The 22,172-nt window shown below is 59.5% G+C and carries 17 protein-coding genes and 2 tRNA genes; 11 read left to right on the forward strand and 8 right to left on the reverse strand.

What is annotated here, in order from left to right:
* Positions 1–56 precede the first annotated feature (56 nt).
* The gene (locus tag VNL17_00340; protein ID HXI82518.1) at positions 57–1,466 is read right to left on the reverse strand and encodes a choice-of-anchor tandem repeat GloVer-containing protein; all 1,410 of its coding nucleotides are present in this window, start codon (positions 1,464–1,466) and stop codon (positions 57–59) included.
* A gap of 363 nt (positions 1,467–1,829) precedes the next feature.
* Between VNL17_00340 and VNL17_00345 the strand changes: the two genes are divergently transcribed.
* A complete protein-coding gene (locus VNL17_00345) occupies positions 1,830–2,138 on the forward strand; it encodes a hypothetical protein (protein HXI82519.1) in 309 nt (102 codons plus the stop codon).
* Between the two features lie 701 nt (positions 2,139–2,839).
* Here VNL17_00345 and VNL17_00350 read toward each other — a convergent pair.
* Both VNL17_00350 and VNL17_00355 read right to left on the reverse strand, forming a co-directional pair.
* Entirely contained in the window at positions 2,840–3,118 is a 279-nt protein-coding gene (locus VNL17_00350) for a PLD nuclease N-terminal domain-containing protein (protein ID HXI82520.1), read from the reverse strand.
* Positions 3,119–3,262: 144 nt separating this feature from the next.
* Positions 3,263–3,339: transfer RNA gene (locus VNL17_00355), tRNA-Arg, on the reverse strand.
* Positions 3,340–3,448: 109 nt separating this feature from the next.
* Here VNL17_00355 and VNL17_00360 point away from each other — a divergent pair.
* Complete coding sequence (locus VNL17_00360) at positions 3,449–4,930, forward strand: gluconokinase (protein HXI82521.1); 1,482 nt, start codon at positions 3,449–3,451, stop codon at positions 4,928–4,930.
* Here the strand turns inward: VNL17_00360 and VNL17_00365 are convergent.
* Positions 4,913–5,803, reverse strand: coding sequence for an NAD(P)-dependent oxidoreductase (locus VNL17_00365; protein HXI82522.1), 891 nt, complete (start codon positions 5,801–5,803; stop codon positions 4,913–4,915). The genes VNL17_00360 and VNL17_00365 overlap by 18 nt on opposite strands.
* Positions 5,804–5,871: 68 nt before the next feature.
* On the opposite strand from VNL17_00365, the gene VNL17_00370 reads away from it, so the two are divergent.
* Positions 5,872–7,389: an NAD(P)H-hydrate dehydratase gene (locus tag VNL17_00370; GenBank protein ID HXI82523.1), complete on the forward strand. Its 1,518-nt coding sequence runs from the start codon at positions 5,872–5,874 to the stop codon at positions 7,387–7,389.
* A gap of 18 nt (positions 7,390–7,407) precedes the next feature.
* Here VNL17_00370 and VNL17_00375 read toward each other — a convergent pair whose 3' ends face one another.
* Positions 7,408–8,766: a TAXI family TRAP transporter solute-binding subunit gene (locus VNL17_00375; GenBank protein HXI82524.1), complete on the reverse strand. Its 1,359-nt coding sequence runs from the start codon at positions 8,764–8,766 to the stop codon at positions 7,408–7,410.
* 398 nt (positions 8,767–9,164) lie between these two features.
* The gene (locus VNL17_00380) at positions 9,165–13,295 is read right to left on the reverse strand and encodes a TIM-barrel domain-containing protein (GenBank protein ID HXI82525.1); all 4,131 of its coding nucleotides are present in this window, start codon (positions 13,293–13,295) and stop codon (positions 9,165–9,167) included.
* Positions 13,296–13,389: 94 nt separating this feature from the next.
* Here VNL17_00380 and VNL17_00385 point away from each other — a divergent pair, with 94 nt between their 5' ends.
* From VNL17_00385 to VNL17_00415, 7 genes are all read left to right on the forward strand, one after another.
* Positions 13,390–14,385: a zinc-dependent alcohol dehydrogenase family protein gene (locus VNL17_00385; GenBank protein HXI82526.1), complete on the forward strand. Its 996-nt coding sequence runs from the start codon at positions 13,390–13,392 to the stop codon at positions 14,383–14,385.
* Complete coding sequence (locus tag VNL17_00390) at positions 14,385–15,125, forward strand: hypothetical protein (GenBank protein HXI82527.1); 741 nt, start codon at positions 14,385–14,387, stop codon at positions 15,123–15,125. The genes VNL17_00385 and VNL17_00390 overlap by 1 nt, the downstream gene beginning before the upstream one ends.
* 77 nt (positions 15,126–15,202) lie before the next feature.
* Positions 15,203–15,278 (forward strand) — tRNA-Thr (locus VNL17_00395).
* Positions 15,279–15,329: 51 nt separating this feature from the next.
* The gene (locus VNL17_00400; protein ID HXI82528.1) at positions 15,330–15,644 is read left to right on the forward strand and encodes a hypothetical protein; all 315 of its coding nucleotides are present in this window, start codon (positions 15,330–15,332) and stop codon (positions 15,642–15,644) included.
* A gap of 64 nt (positions 15,645–15,708) precedes the next feature.
* Positions 15,709–16,107: a response regulator gene (locus VNL17_00405; GenBank protein ID HXI82529.1), complete on the forward strand. Its 399-nt coding sequence runs from the start codon at positions 15,709–15,711 to the stop codon at positions 16,105–16,107.
* 388 nt (positions 16,108–16,495) lie between these two features.
* Complete coding sequence (gene mutS / locus VNL17_00410) at positions 16,496–19,045, forward strand: DNA mismatch repair protein MutS (protein HXI82530.1); 2,550 nt, start codon at positions 16,496–16,498, stop codon at positions 19,043–19,045.
* Positions 19,042–19,620, forward strand: a complete 579-nt coding sequence (locus VNL17_00415; GenBank protein ID HXI82531.1) for a hypothetical protein — start codon at positions 19,042–19,044, stop codon at positions 19,618–19,620. Before mutS ends, VNL17_00415 begins: the two co-directional genes overlap by 4 nt.
* Before the next feature lie 6 nt (positions 19,621–19,626).
* Here VNL17_00415 and VNL17_00420 read toward each other — a convergent pair whose 3' ends face one another.
* Positions 19,627–21,090: a PLP-dependent aminotransferase family protein gene (locus VNL17_00420; protein ID HXI82532.1), complete on the reverse strand. Its 1,464-nt coding sequence runs from the start codon at positions 21,088–21,090 to the stop codon at positions 19,627–19,629.
* 128 nt (positions 21,091–21,218) lie between these two features.
* Between VNL17_00420 and VNL17_00425 the strand changes: the two genes are divergently transcribed.
* Positions 21,219–21,551 carry a DUF2917 domain-containing protein gene (locus VNL17_00425; protein HXI82533.1) on the forward strand — a complete coding sequence of 111 codons (333 nt, stop codon included), beginning with the start codon at positions 21,219–21,221 and terminating at the stop codon, positions 21,549–21,551.
* Here VNL17_00425 and VNL17_00430 read toward each other — a convergent pair.
* A complete protein-coding gene (locus tag VNL17_00430; GenBank protein HXI82534.1) occupies positions 21,521–22,165 on the reverse strand; it encodes an aquaporin in 645 nt (214 codons plus the stop codon). The genes VNL17_00425 and VNL17_00430 overlap by 31 nt on opposite strands.
* Positions 22,166–22,172 lie beyond the last annotated feature (7 nt).

Below are 22,172 nucleotides of genomic sequence, written 5' to 3' on the forward strand. Positions count from 1 at the left end.
GTGGGGAATATGTGCGAGGCGCAGATGGACGTGATGCAGCGAGCAGATGGCAGCGCTCACGGCGTGATGTGAAATCGATAAAACCGTTGCGGTTGAAAAGCACCGCCGCAGTCGGTCAACGTCTGCAAACCGCCAATGCTGTTGGTAATAGATGCGCCGACGATGTTGGACCAACTCCCATCGGTCAGTGAGTCACGATACTGTAATTGATAGGTCTCAGGCCAGACGGACGGGATGGTGATGACGACGTTGGTGTTCACGAACTGGATCGCGCTAATCTGATTGGCCGGGGGGCTGAGGGGAACGGAGAGTTTGAACACCGTGCCAGCGCCGTTCGTGCCGCCTTGGTAAGTGGTCCCGTAAAAGTTGCCATCGCAACCCTGCACCAACGCCGCCTGCGGATTGCGGCCATCGGGGCCGCTGAATTGATATGGCTGGGTGAACGTGCCCGACGGACTGATCCGAAACACGTCGCCAACGGAGTTAGACCCTCCAAACCCGGTCGTCCCGTAGAAATTACCGTCACTCCCCAGCACAGGCCCCGCGTAGGGATTCGCGCCATCCGTTCCATTGGGATTGAAGAAATGCAATGTCGTGAGCGTCCCCGCAGGAGTGATCTGGAACACAGTGCCGGACCCGGTCTTTCCTCCCACGATGGTCGTCCCGTAGAAGTTACTGTCGCTGCCTTGCGCAAGCGTTCCGCACGGAAATTCGCCAGTGTAGGATAAGTTGGTGTCAGTGATCGAGAACAGGTTTGTGAATGTGCCATCCAGGCCGATCTTGAACACCGAGCCATTGCCGTCCGTCCCTCCGTATTCAGTCGTCCCGTAGAAATCGCCGTTGCTGTCTTGCACCAACCCGGCATGCGCGGCCGGAAAACCAAAGGCCGATCCGTTGTACGTGTACAGCGTTGTCATCGTTCCCGACGAAGTGACCTTGAACACGGTGCCGGAAGAGGCGTGACCGCCAGGGAGAAGAAGCGTCGTGCCATAGAAGTTGCCGTCTCGGCCCTGTGCGAGCGCGGCTCGCGGGTTGGCCCCATTCGTATCGCCGCTAAAGCTGAACAAGGTTGTCAGTATGCCGGCGGAAGTGATTTGAAAAACAGTGCCACAATGGCAATTGGTGGCAGTTCCTCCGGTGACGGTCGTCCCATAGAAATTGCCGTCACTGCCCTGCACGAGAGGCGCCTCCGGGTCGCTGCCATCCGGGCCGCTAAATTGGTAGAGCGGCGTAAATGTGCCGGTGGAGCTGATCTGGAACACGGTTCCGAGGTTGTTCGACCCACCCGCCTGTGTTGTGCCATAGAAGTACCCATCGCTGCCCTGCACCAGGGCCGCCTGCGGGTTGCTGCCGTCCGCGCCACTAAAGGTGTGAAGTGTCGTCAGCGCAGCGTTCGTGCCGGCGCGGCTGGAACCGCCGAACAAAACAACCAACACAATCACCGCGAGAATGCGGAGAGTCTTCATTTCAAGGGATCAACAGGCACAGGCTGCCAATCTCTTCACTTCCTCCTTGGGAGCGAAGTGAATCACGCGCCCGACAGCAATGTCGAGCCTATTCCGTTGGTCACAGCGGGGACACATCGTGATCCCGCTAAGGTGGCTTGGTCGCATCACGATCACATCACGTCATGGCACGTGGGTTCGTTGTGCTTGGTCTCGGCGATTGGCGCCTGCACCAGCGCGAGATGGCTATTGCTCATGGTCATCAGTTAGCGGGCTGTTCTTGAATTCTCCCGCTCAGGGTTCCGAGAGGTGGTCCTAATGGCGCGTTCGCATCCATTACGGTTACTCTGGACGGGATGGATGGTTTAGTGATTGGATAATGGCGTGAGAGACGAAGATCGAAATCTCCTTTGTGGGATCGCCCTGGTCTGGTTGTACCTGATCGCGGGGTCCGTTGATTTGTTCGATGTCCTCGGCACGCTCATAGGTGGCATGGGCGGAAATGTGAAGGAATATGCAAATGGCGTGTTGGTGATGGCAACCATACCTGCTGTTGTTATTGTTACTTGCCTTCTGGTGGTCGTCCAGTCTACCCGCACTTGGATGAAGTGGGGCGTTATTCCGCTGTTGGGCCTTAATCTACTACTGGTTTCTTGGCACCTCGTCCTCTTGAACTCCGTGTCCTCGCGATAGCGGGTGACGCAAGGTTGCCTTAGCCGAATCTCTACAACGCTCCTATTCCAAACGTCTTCCTTCCTGCTGGGCGCAGAAGATAGACCAATCCCAAAACAGGCGGAGCCGCCATAAAGAGAAACATGGGAAGATAAAAGCATAAAAAGGGCACCCAGTGGTTTACGTCACTCTTCCTAGCCTCAACAATTTCTTGAGAAATGTGGTATGCGCTGATCAGTCCCCAAAATGACCAGCCAAGACTCAGGATGATCGCCCAAACGGAAAGATACCAACCATTCTTGCGAATTCGAAAACACAAAATCCCACCCACGCACGACAGGGTAACTATGCCAAGGAACGTCGAGATGAGAAGTACTGATCTGATTCTGTCGAGCAAGGACGCGGCGTGGGAGCCCCCGGGCAAGGCGAATGCGAATCCGGCAGCCAAAATCCAAAAGCAGGCAAATAGCACGCCCCTGCCAAAGAGGAAAACGCCGAGAACTTTGGGAGCTATAGGGATTGGCTCTTTCATCTGACTAGCCGTAGATGTGCGCGTGTAGGCCAAAGCTGCCACCTGTCTATTACAAGACACAGAGCGTTGCAACGAACTTCAGCTAGGACCAGGTCTCGCAAGATCGGTTGGCGCGTCGGGCGGATGCGGCCCGTCATGGCGGCGGAACCCTGCACTCAGTAACTTCAATAGAAGAGGGGTTAATGGTGAGTCACTGCACTGGAGGTGATGATGGGGGCTTAAAAAACTGTCCTTTGGTGCGGTTTCGTCGGCGGGCGTAAAAGTATACGATGGCACCTATCCAGTTGAGAAAGATGACAATTAACATCCAGACGATCTTGTCATTGCTTGGGGGTTCGTTCTGGGCACAGTCGATGATCATCCAAATCCAAAACGCAAAAAGGAATGCCCCAAACATGCACATGCCGCCGTAGAAAATGATGAAAAACAAAGTCATGGCCCATACCGGCGCTAGAGGGTCGGGGTGCATTTAGGTGGTTTGTATCGCTGTCAGAGGGGGGAAATCAAGGGTTGAATGAAAAGTGTGGGAGTAATATTGGAAACCTCTGCCGAGGGTGTGGGTCGTCGCGGACCCACGGTCTCAAGGAGGTGGGTGTTTGAGGATTTTGAGAAATGGCGCGCCCAGCAGGAGTTGAACCTGCAACCTTTGGTTCCGTAGACCAACGCTCTATCCAATTGAGCTATGGGCGCACGCCTAGAAGTGCGTAGGAGACTATATTCGCGTCGCGGGCGCCCGGCAACGAAAAATCTGCGTCTCGAAGAAATCGACTTTTCGGCGGGAATTGGCTATCCGTTCAGCATGAAGCGCAGGCTTTCGCGTGACCAATCATCAGTCCTCATCCTATCCATCGACATTGGCACCTCGTCGCTGCGCACCGCACTGTTCGATGCGCGCAGCCGGCGGCTCGTTCGTACCACGGCGCAGGAGGCATATTCATTGCGAGTCACGGCAGATGGCGGCGCGGAACTCTCACCGCAAACGCTGCGGCAAACTTTCCTACGGTGCCTGGCCAAAACGCTGCGCGTGTATCGCACCGACCGGACACTTCGCCTGCGTCCGATCATCGCCGTCGGCACGTCCTGTTTTTGGCACAGCTTGCTCGGCGTGGATGAAAGTGGACGGGCGTTGACACCGATTTACACGTGGGCGGATTCGCGCAGCCGCGAAGATGCGGCGCGATTGCGTGGAGAATTTTCCGAGCGCGCGGTACACGCGCGGACGGGGTGCATGTTACGTTCGTCATTCTGGCCCGCGAAACTGCTTTGGTTGCGACGCACGCAGCCGAAACTTTTCGCAAGCGTGACGCACTGGATGTCGCCCGCCGAATGGCTGCAGCGTGAGTTTTGCGGGGACGCGTGCTGCAGTTACGCCATGGCAAGCGCGACGGGCCTGTTCAATCCCGCCACGCTACGGTGGGACGCGGGACTTCTCAAGCGTTGCCGCATTTCACCGCGAAAACTCAACGCGCTGAGCGAAGAGCCTCTCCAATCGTCGGCCCGACTGGGCCGCAGATTTCCGGAGTTGCGCGAGGCCCTGTGGTTCCCCGCCATCGGCGATGGCGCAGCGAGCAATTTGGGCTCGGGCGCGACGAAGCCGGGCCTGGCCGCGCTGAATGTCGGGACCAGCGCGGCGATTCGACTGGTGAGCCGCGTCCAAAGGGCGCGCGCGCCGTTTGGACTGTTCTGTTATCGCGTTGATGCGAAACGTCTGCTGATCGGCGGCGCGGTGAGCAACGCGGGCAACCTGCGCACATGGTGCGTGCGGCAACTGAATCTGCCGCACGATCCAAAAGAGCTGGAGCGCGCATTGGCGGCGCGGCTGACGCCGTTGCACGGACTCACCGTGTTGCCGTTTTGGGTGAGCGAACGCGCCCCCACGTGGCCGGAGGAATTGCACGGCGCAATTGTCGGCTTGAAGAATTCCAGTTCGGCGCTGGACATTCTGCAGGCAACGCGGGAAGCGGTCTTCCAGCGGTTGGCACAGATTGCCGAATTGTTGCCCATCCGGAAGTTTGTGGTCTCCGGAGGAATCCAGAAATCACCGGCGGACATGCAACGGCTCGCGGATGTGCTCGGCCGCAGTCTGATCGTTTGCAGCGAACCCGAAGCGTCGCTGCGCGGTGCGGCGGTGTTTGCGTTCGAGAAACTGGGCGTCACAGTGCCTTCGCCCTCAGCGGGTCGCGTGATCCATCCGCGTCTGCAATTCACGCGTCAATATATGATGGCACGACGGCGACAACAGCGGCTGGAGAAATTGTTGGGATCAAGCCGGCTTCTGTGACATCGCCTCCAGCGCGAGGTACAGCGCGTGCGTACCGCTACGGCCGTGTCCCTGTGCCTGGACGGCTCGGTAGAGGTCGTGCACCAGTTTTAGTCCCGGCAGCGTGAGGTTCATGCGCTCCGCTTCCGCGAGGGCGATCTCCATGTCCTTGACGAAGTGGTCCACGAGAAAACCGGGAGCGAAATTGTGTTGCAGGATGCGCGGGGCGAGATTGTCGAGACTCCAGCAGCCTGCAGCGCCCCCGCGAATCGATTGCAGCATGGTGTCGAGATCGAGACCGGCTTTGTGCCCGTAGAGCAGGCTTTCGCAGACGCCGATCATCGTGCCCGCGATGACAATCTGATTGCACATCTTGGCGTGCTGCCCGGCGCCCGGCCCGCCCTGATGAATGATGGTCTTGCCGAGAATTTCCAACAATGGACGCGTCCTCTCAACTGCATCCGCGTCGCCACCAACCATGATCGAGAGCGTGGCGTTGCGCGCGCCGACGTCGCCGCCGGAAACCGGCGCGTCGATGGCGTCGACGCCGTTTGCTTTGGCCGCCGCGTAAATCTCTTTCGACAAGCTCGGTTCGGTGGTGGTCATGTCGATCACAAGGCTGCCGGGTTTCACGCCGGCGAACACCCCGTTTTCGCCGAAATAAACCTCCCGCACATCGCGTGGATAACCAACCATGCTGAACAGGACATCCGATTGATTCGCGACGAACCGAGGCGAATCGCCCCACTGCGCGCCCTTCTCCAGCAACGGCTGGGCCTTGGACTTCGTGCGGCTGTAGACCGTGACCGCGTAGCCCTTGCCGAGGAGATTTCCGCACATCGACAGGCCCATGACCCCCGAGCCGATCCAGCCCAGACGTGTGGTGGCTTTCATCGCTTGTGAAGCTAGGTGACCGTGCGCGAGGTTGTCAAACGCATTTGGTTTCGACTACACTTGCCTTGATGAAAGCGGTTACGACCGGGCAAATACGGGAACTCGACCAACGCACCATCGCCGCCGGCACGCCCGGGGAGGAACTCATGGAACGCGCGGGCTATGCCGTTGCGCGGGCCACGATTCAGTTTCTCAAACGGCAGGACGCACGCTCGGTGTTGCTGTTCGCGGGAAAGGGGAACAACGGCGGAGACGCAATCGTGGCGGCGCGGCATTTGGCGGGGGCCGGGTGCCAGCCTACACTGGTGTTGCTCTGTCGCCGCAACGAGCTGCAGGGCGATCCGTTACTGCATTTCCAGAAGCTCGTCAGCGCGATTCGCGTTTACGAATTGCCAACCCTCGACGAACTTTCCGGGATCGTGGCCGAAACGGAACCGGCGGTTGTTGTCGACGGCTTGCTCGGCACGGGACTGAAGGGCGAGGTGCGCGAGCCGTACGCGACAGCGATCAAGGTGATCAACGGCCTGCATTTGCCTGTCGTAGCCATCGACATCCCCTCGGGCCTTGGTAGCGATACAGGCGAAGTGCATGGGTTCGGCGTTCGGGCGGATTTGACGGTCACCATGGCTCTGCCGAAGATCGGTTTGCTGAAACCAGCCGCGGCGGATTTCGTGGGTCGCATCGAAGTCGCCGACATCGGAATTCCGCGGGAGTTTGTCGAGCAGATTTCCACCGACGTGGAACTACTCACGGCCCAGGACGTCAAGCCGCTGTTGCCGCCGCGCCGTCGTTCCGCGCATAAAGGCGACTTCGGTCATCTGTTGGTCATCGCCGGTTCCGAAGGCTACACGGGCGCGCCCGTGATGGTGGCACACGCCGCCGCCCGCGCGGGCGCGGGACTGGTCACATTGGCTGTGCCGCACAACATCTATCCCATTGTTGCGGCACAATGCCCGCCGGAAGTGATGCCGCAGCCCGTAGACTTCGAGCAACTCAATCCGGGTTATTTCGCCCGATTTGATGCCGTCGCCATTGGTCCCGGACTCGGTCAGCAGGCCGAAACGCAGAAGCTGGTCTGGAAAGTGGTGAGCAGTTGTCCTCTGCCGATGGTGGTGGACGCCGACGCCTTGAACGCCATGGCCCAGGGCGTGGCGGCGTTGAAGAAACTGCAAAAGCCGCTCGTGCTCACGCCGCATCCCGGCGAAATGGCACGACTCATCAGCAAAACGGCAAAGGAAGTGCAAGCGGACCGCTGGGGTATGGCCCGGGGTTTTGCCCAAGAGTATGGGGTCGTCATGGTTCTGAAAGGCGCGGGGACGGTGGTCACTGACAAGTCGGGCGGACTCTGGGTCAATTCGACCGGCAATCCCGGCATGGCCAAGGGCGGCATGGGCGATGCGCTCACCGGAATCATCGGCGCATTCCTCGCGCAGGGCATGGGGACGCTCGACGCCGTGCGCGCGGGTGTGTTCCTCCACGGACTCGCCGGTGATCTTGCGAACGAGAAACTTGGCGCGCGCGCGATGCTGACCACGGATTTGATTGAACATCTCGGCCCCGCCTTCGCGACGCTGGACCAGACGTGAGCGACACGACTGCCTGATTCAGTGCGGCGCGGTTGTGGCTGTCAGCTTATTGTGAACAAAGATGATGTTCTGGCGGAGGACGTAGAATTGGTCGGCGAAGGAAGCCGGGACTTTCATTTTATTCGTGGTTTTCTCGATGTGCGCGAGGCGGGTGAGCAATTCCTCCCGATTCTGGGGTGTCGGGTTGGCGAAGGCGCCCTGTTCGACCGATAACAGCGCGCGGTAGGAACGGTAGATCCGCAGGCGGATTTGCCAGCGATAGACCGTCGGGATGAGTCGCAGTCCCGGGACCAACACGAACAACATCGGGACAAAGGCCACCAGGATGCGATTTACGCGGCTGGCCAGCCAGAAGGGCAGGGAACGGTAGAGGAAACTCTTGCCCGATGTGTAGTAACGGCGTGCTTCGTCACTGAGGCGCAGGTCAACTTCCAGCGGAGCCGGGAATTCGTCACGGTGCTGGAACAGGGCAGCGCGCCCATGCACTTCACGCGCGGCCTCCAGCAACAAATCGATCAACGCAGGATGCAGGTTGGCCCGCGCAACCAGTTCGACCGTCGGGGCGACCAGGTTGACATCGCGCGGCGGAATGTCCTTCCCAAAATCAACGACTCCCCGCGGAAGCTGGAGCTTGTTCAGGTAATGGATGCGGCGCGCATAACCGTCGGCTTGGGCGAAATCGAAAAGCTGGATGTCCGGTGTCCGCAGAAGCTTGCGCATGGTCTGTGTCGAGGCGGAGTCGCCCATCAAGAAGACAGCATCCACAGTACCCGCGAGCAATGCCCTGGCGGCCTCTTCGGCGTCCAGATCCAGGAGCGTGGTCGCGCCACCGGCTTCGATGCCGTTGGCCTGAAGCAGGGCGGAAGCGAGGGTCCGCGTGCCACTGCCCTCGGGGCCAATTGCCAGCCGTTTGCCGTTGAGTTCGGAAAGCAGGTTGATCGGTGTGGCGCTGTGATAGAAAACCAGCAGCGGTTCGTAGGCGACACTCCCGAGCGAAACCAGTTGGTCGGTCTCGACCTCATTGGTCACGCCACCTTGAACGAACCCAATGTCGACATGAAAAGCGGGGTCGCAAAGCCGTTTGAGGTTTTCCAGCGAGCCTGCGGACGGAAGGACATTCAACTTTACACCGCTACGCGCCAGAATGGCGCGATATCTCTCGGCGGTCTTTTGGAATGCACTGCCCTCGGGACCGCTGCTGATGGTAATGGCGTGGGGCGGGGCCGAGTGAATGAACCAGAAGACGGCAATGATGGTGGCAGAACCAATTAGGAGAAGGGCGCTGATCGCCGCGGCACGGCCAAGCCCAAAAGTTTCCGTGAACACTGCCAGAAACCGGGCGAGACGGGTTTTTTCTGTCGTGGGTGATTCCATCATATATATGGGACATCCTAGCACTGCTCGGCACACATGCTCAAGGTGTCGCCAGGATCGGCGGCGGTCATTACTTTGGCTTCTGGCTCGTACTCGAGGAGGGAGGGGTCCACTTTAAGGCGACCGTCCGCTCCTTATCCGGCCCGGAAGCACTTGCTGGACTGGTGGGGGGGCCTGGTTTTGTCGCGACGAGACTGGGAACGCGAATCTCCTGTCCGCACTTGGGACACGGAACGAGAAGGCCGGCTCCGGCCTCGTCGATCACCATGTGCTGTTGGCACCCAGGGCAGCCGAAGGAAATATCCATGAACCGCGCTCTCCTTTCTACCGCCGGCTGAATGGTAGTCCCGCGTGGCGCTTACAGCAAGGAATTTCCGAACGCGTGGTGGCAGTAGTGGCGCTCAGGGATAGGTGATATGGATGCGGTAAAACTTGTTGGACTGGGTCGCGTTCAAATCGGTGATCGTCACCTGGCCACCGTTGGTCATGGGACCGGCAAAACCGGTAAGCTGCGTCCAGATGCCGCTGGCCAGATCGACACTGAACTGCGGGGTATAGGTTCTGCCGGAGGCCACGGGAGCAAAGAACAGATTATTCTGTGATGGCTGGTTCGGCACACCGGCAACGTTGAGAACAAACACCGCAGTCGGATCGATGGGATTCAATCCGGCGCTGTACTTGAACAGGTTGTTCTGACCGGTGCCGTCGGCGTCCAGGTTGGCCAGCGAGTTGTCGGCAAACTGGCCCGTCGGGTGGTTGAAGTACGCAAGCATCCACCAATCGGGAATACCATCGGCGTCGCTATCAAGGTCGGCGATCTTGCGGATTTGAATTCCCGAAGCGCGGGCGTTGTCGGTGATCGGAATGAAGTCCATTTCAAGTTGCGCGGCGGCCACGGTACATGTGAAAACGCGCGTCACCGGGATGTTCTTGCCGCCGGCGGTCGCGAAAATGTCGAAATTAGTCAGCACCTCCTGGCCCTGAAGGAATACGTTAAAGACCCGCTGATTGCTGCCACTCCAGTAGGTCTCTGCCTCGAGCAGCATCGTTTCGTAGATGCCCGGGGGACAATCGAAGAGGTAACTGTACCCCCCGGATGCGGTGCTGTAACGCTCGCGCTGATAGAGCGGCCATACGCTCGCGCAGACGCCGGAAATCGCGTTGTTGACGTAACCGCCGGCGCCATTTCCCGAATACCCAAACGAACCGGGTGAGTAAGCCTGGTCCGCCACCCACACGTTCGAGGCGCAATCGGTGACGTTGCTCGGATTACCGGCGCTGATGCGCGCGAGGTAGGCGCCCGGCACGTTGATCACGCGCACCGTGACGGACGGGATGCTCGACACGTTGCCCGATCCGTCGGTGGCGCGCGCGGAGATGGTGTGCAGGCCGTTCACGATGGCCGGCGTGGTGAGCGAGAACGACCAGTTCGTCGTGCCCGTGGCGATGCTCCAGCCCCCATTATCGACACTGACCTCGACCTTCGCCACGGCGACGTTGTCGCTGGCCAAGCCCGTGACCGAGACGGTGCCCGCGACTGTGGAGCCATTCGTGGGCGAGTTAATGGCGACGGACGGGGGGACTGATTCAAAGACGGGATCGGCGATTTTTTTTACGCGGATGGCGGAGACACGGGCATTGGTCTCGAACGCGGTGGCGACGTCGTTGAAGTCAATTTCGAGTTGTCCGCTGGAGACAATGTTGGTGAATGTGACCGCGATCGCCTTGTTGGACCCACCCGCAGCGGCGAAGATGTCGAAATTGCTCAAGACCTGCTGGCCCAGGATGGAGACGTTGAAAAGCCGCTGACCGGGGGCATTCCAGCGAGTCTCCGCGTTGTACAAGGTTGTTTCGTACGTCCCGTTTGGACAATCGAACAGCGCCGTGAAGGTCACGCCGAGATGTTCCGATTGGTAGAGGACGTCGTCATCCGTGCCGGCAATCGCGTTGGCGATCATGTTGCTGCCGCCACCATTGATACCAAACGAGCCCGCGTGCCAGGGGCGATCTTCCACCCACATCGCCCCGCCGTGATCGAGATAGGGACGACCGCCGCCGTTAATCCGCGCCTCGTAAGGGGGCGGCGGTGTCTGGTTGAGGTACGTTGTTACCAGATGCGATTGGGTGATCGGCGCCGACGGTATCACCATCCGTACCAGATGTTCCGCGCCGTCCACGTAGTAACCTGACGGAGCCGAGGTCAACGATTCCGCGCTGGTGAAGCTGGCCAATGACGCGCCGTCCGCGACCACGGCGGAAACAGCATTCGTGCAATACACTTCCACCTGCCAGGTGCGCTGAGTTGGCTGACCGACGTACGAGCCCGCTGCACCGCCGATGTTTAGGGCCACGCTATTGCTTAACACCGCCGCACTGATCGAAGTGGTGGCGAACTGATTGGAGCGAAATCCGGTCGACACGCCATCGTCATCGTAGAGTGTATAGCCGGCGTTCGTACTGCAGTAGACGCGCACGCCGCGCAGGCTGCCGTCGTCGAACTGACTCGACTGGACGTACGGCCCGAGAGGCGTGATCGAGTTGTCGCGGTAGAACGCGGGGATCTGTCCCATGGGGGCCGGCCAGTTTGTCGTCACTGGTCCATTGAGCACCTGTCCGCCCCAAAGGTCGACCCACTTTCCGCCCGGCAGGTAAACGGACCGCGAGCCTGCTCCCTGTGTGATCACCGGGGCGACCATGATATTCGATCCGAACATGAATTGTGTGCCATTGACGAACCCGTTGGTGTCGCCTGGGAACGCCAGCGGCAGCGCGCGATCCATCGGGATTCCCGTGTCAAATGTCTCGCGTGCCGTCGTGTACTCGTACGGCAACAGGCGATAATGCAACTTCATCATGTTGCGGCAATGATCCTGCACAAACAGATCGAACTCGTACGGGGCCACCGGCTTGCTGTCCACGCCGTGGGCGCGAAACACCGGACAAAATGCCCCGAACTGAAACCACCGCACATACAGCTCATCCGTCGGTGTTCCCGTGAACCCGCCGATGTCGCTCCCGAAATAGTTCAAGCCTGACAAACCATAATTGCAGATCGCATTCAGATGCGCCGCGAACGTTGTCCAATCCGCGCCGGTATCATTCGTCCAATGCCCCACGCCAAACCGGTGGTCGCCCGCAAACCCCGAGCGGCTCAGGATGTACAGCCGCGCATTGGGATAGTTTGCGGCAAATCCCTCCGCCAGTCCCTGATGCCACAGAAAGTTGTAGACGTTGTGCATCTCCGACTCGCGATGCCCGCCCAACAGGTAATCATTCGCGTTGTCCTGTTCCGGTTCGCCGAGGTCCGTCCAGAATCCCGCGATGCCCGCGTCATACAACGGCTTGATCTTCGAAAACCACCAACCGCGCGCCGACGGGTTGGAAAAATCGACATAGCCGGCCGAGTTGTAAAACCCGTTATTCACCTGGATGCTCGGCGTTGTCATCGCGGCATCGGTGGTCAGGAGATAATGCGCCGCTGCCGCTGCGTTGAAGTTGCTGAGCGCGGGTTGGTTGGCGTTGTTGATGTATTCCTCGTGGATATTGATGGTCTTGACGCCCAGATTTGCCAACGCCGTCAGGTTGCTCGACGGATTGGGAAAGTTGGTGTTGTCCCACGTCAGCCCGCCCATCACGCTCGGCGATCCGAACCAGTACAGATCCAGAATCAGTGTGTCCACCGGCAGGTCGTTTGTCCGAAATGTGCTCACCGCTGTGTACATCTGCGACCAGTTGCGATACCCATACTTCGACTGCATGTATCCCATTGCCCAACGCGGCGCGACAGGCGCGGTGCCGACGATTTGCCCATATCGATTCAACGCGTCCGCCGGGGTGTTTCCACCGATGAAGTAGTAGTTTAGTTCGCCATTCGAAACCAAGGCCCGCCACTGTGTCGTGCCCGACTGGGTGAAATCCCATGTCTGCGAGTACGTGTTGTCCATGAACACGCCGTAACCCTTCGACGACACCATCAGCGGCACCGCCATGTCCGTCATCGCTCCCGACGAGAATCCGCTGCGCGCGTTGTACAGTGTGCGCGTCTGTCCGCGATAGCTCAGCGGTTTGCCGAGCACGAGCCCGAGCCCGTAAAACTGCTCGCCAGCCGGCATCGTGAACATGTGGCTGGTGTTGGTGGGACTGCCCGCCGTGAACGACAGGCCGGTCGTGTTCGTGTCCGTGAGCCACACCGTTCCGTCGAGCTTGCGAAACGTCAGGCGCAAGGGCGTCTTCTGCACGTTTACCTGCAGCCCCGGCGTCGTAACCGTCAACGTGCTTCCATCCACCACACTGATTGCCGGACGCGCCCAGGCCTTGATAACCGTCAGTGAAGTATTCGTATTAAACGGCGCGCCACTCGGTTCCATGCGCACCCGAACGACGTTCGCGTCAACGAATTCCAACTTCACATTGGCCGTCGCGCAAGTGAACGTGAGTTCGTTCAGCGAATTGCTGGACCACGAAACGACATTACCGGGATCCGCGAAGCTGATGGCAGGCAGACCGAGCAGGAGGGCCAAAGAGAGCGTCATGGCTCGTTTCACAGGGGTGCATTTTACCCGGCGACCATTGAATAATCAATGTTAGAGTGGTACACAGGTTATAGCAATGCGAGTACCGGAGACAATGCGCGCGATGCTGCTGGAGACGCCGAAGCAGCCACTGCGTCTGAAGGAAGTGCCCGTTCCCCGTCCCAAGCCGAACCAAATTCTGGTTCGCGTCCATGCTTGCGGGGTATGTCGCACGGATTTGCATATCGTTGACGGGGAACTTACCGAACCAAAGCTTCCGCTGATACCCGGCCATGAAATCGTGGGAAGCGTCGCTGAGATCGGCGAGAAAGTCCGAAACTTTCGCATCGGCGACCGGGTGGGTGTGCCCTGGCTGGCATTTGCCTGCGGCGAGTGTCGTTACTGCAAGAAGGACCAGGAGAACCTTTGTGAGAATGCGCTCTTCACTGGTTACACGGTCAACGGTGGCTTTGCAGAATACACGGTGGCTGATGCGCGATTCAGTTTTCGCCTTACGGCAGACCCCGGGGACGCGGAGACTGCGCCGTGGTTGTGCGCCGGCCTGATCGGCTATCGCTCGTATCGAATCGCCGGGAAGGACGCACAGAACCTGGGGCTTTATGGATTTGGCGCGGCAGCTCACATCCTCACTCAAGTGGCGATCTACCAGAAAAGACGAGTTTACGCTTTTACAAGACCGGGAGACAGCAAGGGCCAGGAGTTTGCCCGACGCCTCGGGGCGGTGTGGGCCGGTGGTTCCGACGAACGGCCGCCGGAACAATTGGATGCGGCCATCATCTTTGCGCCCGTCGGCGCGCTGGTTCCGGCTGCCCTTCGCGCGGTCGGCAAGGGGGGTGTAGTTGTTTGCGGTGGAATTCACATGAGCGATATTCCTTCCTTTCCGTATCAACTGCTTTGGGAAGAACGAGCTGTGCGGTCGGTCGCCAATCTGACGCGTCGGGATGGTGAGGAATTCCTGAAGCTTGCTCCGGAAGTGCCGGTCAAAACCCAGGCGCAGATGTATCCACTGGACCGGGCCAATGATGCTTTGCAGGATTTGCGTGACGGGAAAATTGAGGGTGCGGCTGTGCTATCAATGGACGCATCCTAATGCGGTCGTCTCGTATCGGTTTGGGCATCGTTCGTTTCTTTGCTGGCGATCTTCGCCGGCGGACGATGTTGTTCGTGGTGACTCCGCTGATTGTCGTCTGTTTTTTTGGGAGCCTGGCGCTGGCCGTGGCGCTCCTGCCGCAGGCTTACGATTGGCGGATGATGAGCATTTCTCAACTGCTCTATCCGCGGGTGAACCCGGAATTTCATTTCATTCCCGCGATGGGGTTGGCCCTGACCGGTGTGTTGCTGGTGCCTTTTGCCGGCTACGTCAGACGCCGACTCGGTTTTGATTCGCCGGCAGTTCGGGCCGGGGCTGTCTCTTTTGCCGGAGGGGCGATCTGCTTGATCCTGGCCAGCCTGATCACCTCGCATCCGCTGCATGGACGCGCGGCCGTCCCCAAATTGCACGAAGTACTAGGCCGTCTTGCCGGGGTGGGCCTCGGCGGGGGAATACTGTTGTTCGAATTCCATGTATTGAAATACCGCCGCCGGGACGGAAGTGCTTGGGTGAGTCGCGGCCTGATTTTTTGGTGGAGCCTGATCACCGGGCCGGCGATTGTCCTGTTTATCCTCCGGCTTGTCATCGCGGCGCGTTTTCAGGTTCTGGAGCCGTTGACCCGGAGCCTTAAACAATCCCCGATTTGGCATTTGGGGTTCTGGGAATGGATCGGATCGGTAGCCGTGATAGTGTTTCTGGTGGTGTCGGCGTGGCTTCTACCCGCAGACGGGTCTGGATAGTGCTGGATAGCGCCAGGGGTTGCTTGCGGCGCTGGACTAAACGCGACCGAAGTGGCATATTCCAAGCCGCCACGGTTGCCGGCGTAGCTCAATTGGCAGAGCAGCTGATTTGTAATCAGCAGGTTATCAGTTCAAGTCTGATCGCCGGCTCCACTTCTGGCTAACGTGGCCGGAGATGACGACTCATTTCGTTCTAATCCTTGCATGTTTCTACCCGGGCAAAAAGTAGTGTGCGTCGATGATGTCTTTCCGGAGGCGATCAAGAAATTCTACTGGAAACTTCCGGTCAAGGGCGTGACCTACACCATTCGCGACCTGGTGCCGGGCGTTGATCTCGGTGGTGAAGGAGGCGAGATGTGCACCTATCTCGTGGAACTTATCAATCCGTGTAGTGACGCGCCCCCCTATCCCGAGCGGGGTTTCAGGGCGGAGCGGTTCCGTCCCCTGGAAACCGACACGGAGACGGATTGCCAAACGGACGATGTGACCGAGGAAGTTGCTGACGCGGTGGCAAAATGATCCTTACCCGGCGCAGGAAAGTCGTGGTTGAATGGGCGCTGGAGAGAGGCTACGTTTAGCGGCCATGGTGGAAGAGAAGCGGGAGAAAAAGGTGATGCACCGCGTCCTGGTGGTTGACGACGACCACGATTTGGCGGTGTTGTTGGGCGAGGTGCTGACCTACGAGAACTGCGAGGTCGACATCGCGGCCAACGGCATGGAAGCGATGGATCGCTTGCGCACGGCGGACTACGACGCGGTCCTTTGCGACTTGATGATGCCTCGCATCGATGGCGAGGTCCTCTACAACGATGTGGTGCGGGACTACCCGTTTCTCGCCAATCGCTTTCTCTTCGTCACGGGCCAGGCGTCGCGCAAGGCCGGCTTCAGCGACTTTGTTTGGCGCACCGGCAATGAACTCATCGAGAAGCCGTTCGACATCCAGCAACTCCGCACCGCTATTCGCGAGATCTTTCTGCGCTGAGACGTTGGGATGGCTTGACACTTTTGTCCAATCACGGGCCCCTTTTTGGCCGGTAGAACGCACGTTCCCGCCTGGTCTCCGTGGTGAGCCTCTTGATTTCACGCGACTTGGGAAGTTGGCAGGGCTGGTGCTAAACATACCAGCGTCGGGATGGGGGATGCCCGGCGACAGGAGGACAACCCCTCCGTGACGTGGTTGCGGAACGATCTGCTTCCGACGCACGGAAGAATGGGCCGCGCTGAGCAACAAGCGTTGAACGATCGACGCGCGTCAGACAGAAGAGCGGTTCAAGCAATAAACGCGGGGCCGAGTTTCCATTCTGTGGAAATTCGGCCCCCGTGTTTTAGGACGTGACCGCCCGAGGCCCGCCGCTATAATCCCCTACGCGATGGCGAGTGCGAAATCCCAGCAGTCGGGCGATGGTCTCACGCCCATGATGCAGCAATATCGGCGCGTGAAGCACCAGATTCCGCCCGATGCGCTGCTTCTGTTCCGGTTGGGCGATTTCTACGAGATGTTTTTCGACGACGCAAAGGCCGCCTCGCAACTGCTCAACCTCGCGCTCACGAGCCGCAACGGCACCCCGATGTGCGGGATCCCGCACCACGCTGCCGAGGGTTATATCGGCAAGTTGCTCAAGCATGGTCGCAAGGTGGCCATCTGCGACCAACTCGAGGAGGCCCAGCCGGGCAAGTTGGTGAAACGCGATGTCACGCAAATCCTCAGTCCGGGTACACACTTCGACGCGCATCTGTTGCAGGCAGAACGAAACAATTTCCTCGCGGCGATTTGCAGCGACGGCAAGTTCGGGCTCGCGCTGGTGGATCTGACCACGGGCGACTTCAAGGTGACCGAGCTTTCGTCCGTGGAACAATTGCAGAACGAACTCACGCGGATTCGTCCCGCGGAGATCATCGTGCCGACCGAATGGCTCGCCGAAGCGAAGCAGGCGCTGGCGCATCTCGCGTTGCCGGTGACGCCACACGACGGTTGGACGTTTGAACGCGAGACGGCGTTCTTCACGTTGCGCGATCATTTCAAAACCCAATCGCTCGACGGCTTTGGCGCGAGCGAGTTGAGCGTTGGCATCGGGGCGGCCGGCGCGGCGCTCCATTACCTCGAACAAACATTGCGGCGCAGCACCGCGCACATTCATCGACTCACAGTTTATAGCATCAATGAATTCATGGTCCTGGACGCGGTGACGCAGCGGAACCTTGAATTACTCGAATCACCGCGCTCCGACCGCAAGCATACGTTGATTGGTTGCCTCGATCGCACGCTCACGCCCATGGGCGCGCGGCTGCTTCGCGAGTGGCTGACGCGTCCCTTGAAGAACGTGGAACAGATCCACGCGCGGCAGGGTGTGATTGCGACGTTTTGCGATGCGCCGCATCTGCTGGCGGATTTTCGCGAGCAACTTCACGCGGTGCGCGATATGGAGCGGACCCTCGCGCGGCTCAGTGTCGGCAACGGCAACGCGCGCGATCTGATCGTGCTAAAGGAATCGCTGGCCGCCGTGCCGAAGTTGAAAAAGACACTGGCGTCGGTGCTGGGCGCGACGGACTTTCTCGCCAAACTGACCGCGCAGATCACCGAGCTTCCGGAACTGGTTGACCTCATTACGCGCGCGATTGTAGATGCGCCGCCGCTGGCGCTGAAGGAGGGCGGACTCATCAAGCCGGGCTATCACGCGGAATTGGACGACTTTCGGCGCGCGGGAACGGAAGGCAAAGCATGGATCGCCGCACTGCAGCAAAAGGAAATTGAACGGACCGGCATCGCTTCGTTGAAGGTGCGCTTCAATTCGGTGTTCGGTTACTACATTGAAATCACGAAGGCGAATCTCGACAAAGCGCCCGACGATTACATTCGCAAACAAACCATCGCCAACGGTGAACGGTTCGTTACCCCCGAGTTAAAGGAGATGGAGCACAAGATTCTCGGCGCGGAAGAGCGGGCCAACGCGCTCGAATACGAGATCTTTCAGCAGATTCGCACCGCGGCGGTTGAGAAATCGGCATCGATTCAGGAATCGGCTTCCGCCATCGCCGCGCTCGATGTGCTGGCGGGTCTGGCCGAGTTGGCGCGGCATCAGGGTTATTGTCGGCCGGTCATTAATGATGAAGACCGGATCGAATTCGTCGATGGACGGCACCCGGTGCTCGAGCAGACGTTAATTGAGGAGCGGTTCGTCCCCAACGACACGATGCTCGACAATCGGGAGCAGCAGATTTTGATCATTACCGGGCCGAATATGGCGGGCAAGAGCACGTACATCCGGCAGGTGGCGCTGCTGGTGCTGATGGCGCAGGTCGGCTCATACATTCCCGCGGTGCGGGCGACGGTCGGCCTGGTGGACCGCATTTTCACGCGGGTCGGCGCGAACGACGATCTCGCGCGGGGTCAAAGCACGTTCATGGTCGAGATGAACGAGACCGCGAACATCCTCAACAACGCCACGCCGCGCAGCCTCATCGTGCTCGACGAAATCGGGCGCGGCACGAGCACGTTCGACGGTTTGAGCATCGCTTGGGCGGTCGCCGAGTATTTGCACAACGGCGTCGGCGCCAAAACCCTGTTCGCCACGCACTACCACGAACTTACTGAACTCGCCGCCACGATGCCACGCGTGAAGAATTATAATGTAGCTGTCCGCGAGTGGCAGGACCAGGTGATTTTCCTGCACAAGATTCTCCCCGGCGGCACCGACAAGAGCTACGGCATTCAGGTGGCCCGCTTGGCCGGCCTGCCGAAAGAAGTCCTCGCCCGCGCCAAGGAAGTCCTCAGCAACCTGGAAGAAGCCGAGCTTTCCGCAGAAGGCCAGCCGAAACTGGCGCGGCGGAAGAAGAAGAGTGAAAGTGGAAAGGTGAAGCGCGAAGTTAAAGAAGTGCCGCAGATGTATCTGTTCGGCGGAAAGCCGAAGGAGAAGGAGTGACAACGCAATTCTGTCAGAGATGCGGTACGACGCCGGCCACTCAGGGTGTCGACCATTTGATGGTCTGCGATCGCTGCGCAGAAGTTCTGCGTAGAACCAAGGAAAAAATCCAAGAGTTGTTTGAGAGTCTCGGAAATGTGACGCCGACTCCCTCCCAACAAGAGGTCATCGAGAGTATTGTTGCCGGAGATTCCCGGTTCAGCGCCGAGATTTACGAATTTGTTGCCGAAGCGATGGAAAAAGCATTCATGGAATGGTATTCGCAGCACCGTGCTGCGTTTGAAAGCTTTTTGCTCGATCCCCCCGCGGATAAAGAGACGCCAACCGGAGATGTTGCGGACATGAGGATGCCCAGTAAATCGTTAGTGGTGGCCTTACAAAGACTGGCGTCGGAACGATTTGGGAAATGCGCCACGGCGACTTTCAATTCCTGGGGCGTCACCCGCTGGCAGGACTTCGCTGAAATTGTCTCTCGAATGCAAGAGGCGAAAGTTCCAGTGTTTCATCTCTTTGCTCTCAATAGAGACGACTTCAAAAGTCGTGGCGCTCTTGACGACGTGTTTCCCGAGACTTGACTCATCCTATCGTTGCTTCTCCGCCAAGCGGCCAATCGTTACCAACGCTTTCTCGATGCGCTCGGACCACGGGTGGCCGCAGTTAATGCGGATGAAATTCTTGTAGCTCTGCTTCGGCGAAAACATCGGGCCGGGGCAGATGCTGATGTTTTGGGCGAGGGCCTGGCGGTGCAGTTCGAGGGCGTTGACCCACTTGGGGAACTCGACCCAGAGCAGGAAGCCGCCTTGGGGACGTGTGACCTTGGTGCCGGCGGGAAAATACCGGCCGATGGCCTCGCCGATAGTCTGCACTTGTTGCGCATAGGCGCGGCGGATGCGGCGCACGTAATGTTCGTAGCCCCCGTTTTTCAGGAACTCGGCAATGGCCAGTTGTGTCAACACCGGAGAGGCGCAAGAGGTGGCGTGCTTGAGGCGTTCGACCTGTGTTTGGAACCGTCCGGGCGCGGTCCAGCCGACACGGAATCCCGGGGCCAGCGTTTTCGAAACCGAACCGCACAACAGCACGAGCCCTTTCTTGTCAAACGCCCGCGCGGTCTTGGGGCGTTGTTGGCCAAAGTACAGGTCGCCGAAGAGATCGTCCTCGATGAGTGGAATCTCCTTGCGCGCGAGCAATTCGACCAGAGCCTTTTTCTTTTCGTCGGGCATGCAGCTCCCGAGCGGGTTCTGGAAATTCAAATTGACCACGACCGCGGCGATCTTGTGGCGGCGCGTGGCGTGGTCGAGCGCGTCAAGACACATGCCATCGCGCGGGTACGATGAAATCTCAAGCGTCTTCATACCAAGCGACTCGACGGCCTGTAGCATGCCAAAGAACGCGGGCGACTCCACAGCGATGGTGTCGCCGGGTTTGGCGACGGCGCGCAGGCAGACGTTCAGCGCTTCCATGCAACCGTTGGTGGTCACGAATTCCTCACTCGAAAGCGAGCAACCCCAATCCAGCGAGCGGCGTGCAATCTGGCGCCGTAACTCGATGGAGCCAGGCGGTACATCGTAAGTATTGGCGGACGCTCCGGCGCGCCGCGCAACCATGGCCAGCACGCGGTGCAATTTCTCGTTGGGAAACAGCGCGGGGTCGGGCCCCCCGGCGCCGAGCGGCACGATGTCGGGATCACGCATCGCCTTCATGACGCGAGCGACAAGATCGTCCACCGACACCCGCGACGCGCCGGACGGCGGTTCGGTCATGGCCGGCTCGGGCGGCAGCGCCTGCAAGCGGGGGCGGACGTAATAGCCCGATTGCGGCCGCGCCTCGATCAGGCCGCGGTTTTCCAGCAGCATGTAGGCTTGCAGGACGGTGGAGACACTGATGCCGTGCTGGCGGCTCAGGCGGCGCACCGACGGGACGCGCTCGCCGGGCCGTAAGGTGCCGCGCTCGATCAACACGCCGACTTTATCGGCTGTTTGTTCATACAGACGCGGTGCGCTCACGATGGCTGGCTTGATCATGGCGACAGTGTAGGGCGTTTTCATCGACCAGAACAGATACAGTCCACAATGCAGCTTACCAGCACAGTTAGTCGGGTGCCAAGACTGTTCTGGTCGGATTTCTAACGCACTGAATCTGTGCTGGTCGGGTGCCGGCGGGTAAGGTTGCGGGTATGAAGGCAATCGAGACGTTGGCCAACATGATGGCGGGAACCTACCGGCCACAACCGGAAGGGCGGCAAAGCGAGGGGGCGGAATTCGAACTGCACACGGGCGATCTGTGGAAGACACGGAACAATGGTCGGGAACTGCGGATTGGATGTGTGGAGGGAATCCTCTGGGTCACACAAACGGGCGATCCGAACGATGTCGTGCTGACGCCCGGTGAGGAGTTCGTCGCCAAGCGGCGGGCGCTGGTGATTGTGCAATCGTTGACCGAGTCGCGCGTCAGTATCCAGCGCGGGCGTCCGCCGGATCAGCCCTTGGGCAACAAGAACGTCTTGTAGGTGATCCCGGCCAGTGCGCCGCCGAGCATGGGGCCGATCCAGTACACGTAGTGCGCATCCCAGAAGCTTGCGGCGAGTGCAGGGCCGAAGACGCGGGCGGGATTCATCGCGCCGCCGGTGAGCGGGCCGGCGAAAAGAATATCGAGCACGATGGTCAGGCCGATGGCGAGGCCGCCGATCTTCGGGGCGCGCGGGTCGATGGCCGTGCCGTACACGACGAAGACGAGGAAGAAGGTGGTAATGGCTTCGATGACAATGCCCGCCATCGCGCTGGTCGTGGGGCCGAGTGAGGGTGTGCCGGAGACGACGACCGCGCGACCAAATAGTGAGAGACACACGAAGGCCGCTACGGTGGCGCCAACGAGTTGGGAAGCCCAATAGCTGACGGCACCTTTGAGGTCGATTTTGCCGCCCACGAGCGCGCCGAGGGTGACGGCGGGGTTGAGATGGCCACCCGAGATGTGTCCCGTGGCGGACACCATGACCGCGATGGTCAGGCCATGCGCGAGGGCGACACCGAGCAAGCCGGGGTTGGCGTTGATGGCGCCGATGCCGATGAAGATGAGGGCGAATGTGCCGATGGCTTCGGCGATGCACTTTGATAGCTTGGTCATTTGTCAG

The sequence above is a fragment of the Verrucomicrobiia bacterium genome (assembly GCA_035577545.1).
In the GTDB taxonomy this organism is placed as follows: Bacteria; Verrucomicrobiota; Verrucomicrobiia; order Palsa-1439; family Palsa-1439; genus Palsa-1439.

Excerpts from the sequence above, each read along its gene's own strand:
- VNL17_00375 (HXI82524.1), bottom strand. The coding sequence starts at position 8,766 with ATGATGGAATCACCCACGACAGAAAAAACCCGTCTCGCCCGGTTTCTG.
- VNL17_00365 (HXI82522.1), bottom strand. The coding sequence starts at position 5,803 with ATGAAAGCCACCACACGTCTGGGCTGGATCGGCTCGGGGGTCATGGGC.
- VNL17_00390 (HXI82527.1), top strand. The coding sequence starts at position 14,385 with ATGCGGTCGTCTCGTATCGGTTTGGGCATCGTTCGTTTCTTTGCTGGC.
- VNL17_00370 (HXI82523.1), top strand. The coding sequence starts at position 5,872 with ATGAAAGCGGTTACGACCGGGCAAATACGGGAACTCGACCAACGCACC.
- VNL17_00430 (HXI82534.1), bottom strand. The coding sequence starts at position 22,165 with ATGACCAAGCTATCAAAGTGCATCGCCGAAGCCATCGGCACATTCGCC.
- VNL17_00385 (HXI82526.1), top strand. The coding sequence starts at position 13,390 with ATGCGCGCGATGCTGCTGGAGACGCCGAAGCAGCCACTGCGTCTGAAG.
- VNL17_00405 (HXI82529.1), top strand. The coding sequence starts at position 15,709 with ATGGTGGAAGAGAAGCGGGAGAAAAAGGTGATGCACCGCGTCCTGGTG.
- VNL17_00400 (HXI82528.1), top strand. The coding sequence starts at position 15,330 with ATGTTTCTACCCGGGCAAAAAGTAGTGTGCGTCGATGATGTCTTTCCG.
- VNL17_00360 (HXI82521.1), top strand. The coding sequence starts at position 3,449 with ATGAAGCGCAGGCTTTCGCGTGACCAATCATCAGTCCTCATCCTATCC.
- mutS (HXI82530.1), top strand. The coding sequence starts at position 16,496 with ATGGCGAGTGCGAAATCCCAGCAGTCGGGCGATGGTCTCACGCCCATG.
- VNL17_00380 (HXI82525.1), bottom strand. The coding sequence starts at position 13,295 with ATGACGCTCTCTTTGGCCCTCCTGCTCGGTCTGCCTGCCATCAGCTTC.
- VNL17_00350 (HXI82520.1), bottom strand. The coding sequence starts at position 3,118 with ATGCACCCCGACCCTCTAGCGCCGGTATGGGCCATGACTTTGTTTTTC.
- VNL17_00340 (HXI82518.1), bottom strand. The coding sequence starts at position 1,466 with ATGAAGACTCTCCGCATTCTCGCGGTGATTGTGTTGGTTGTTTTGTTC.
- VNL17_00420 (HXI82532.1), bottom strand. The coding sequence starts at position 21,090 with ATGAAAACGCCCTACACTGTCGCCATGATCAAGCCAGCCATCGTGAGC.
- VNL17_00425 (HXI82533.1), top strand. The coding sequence starts at position 21,219 with ATGAAGGCAATCGAGACGTTGGCCAACATGATGGCGGGAACCTACCGG.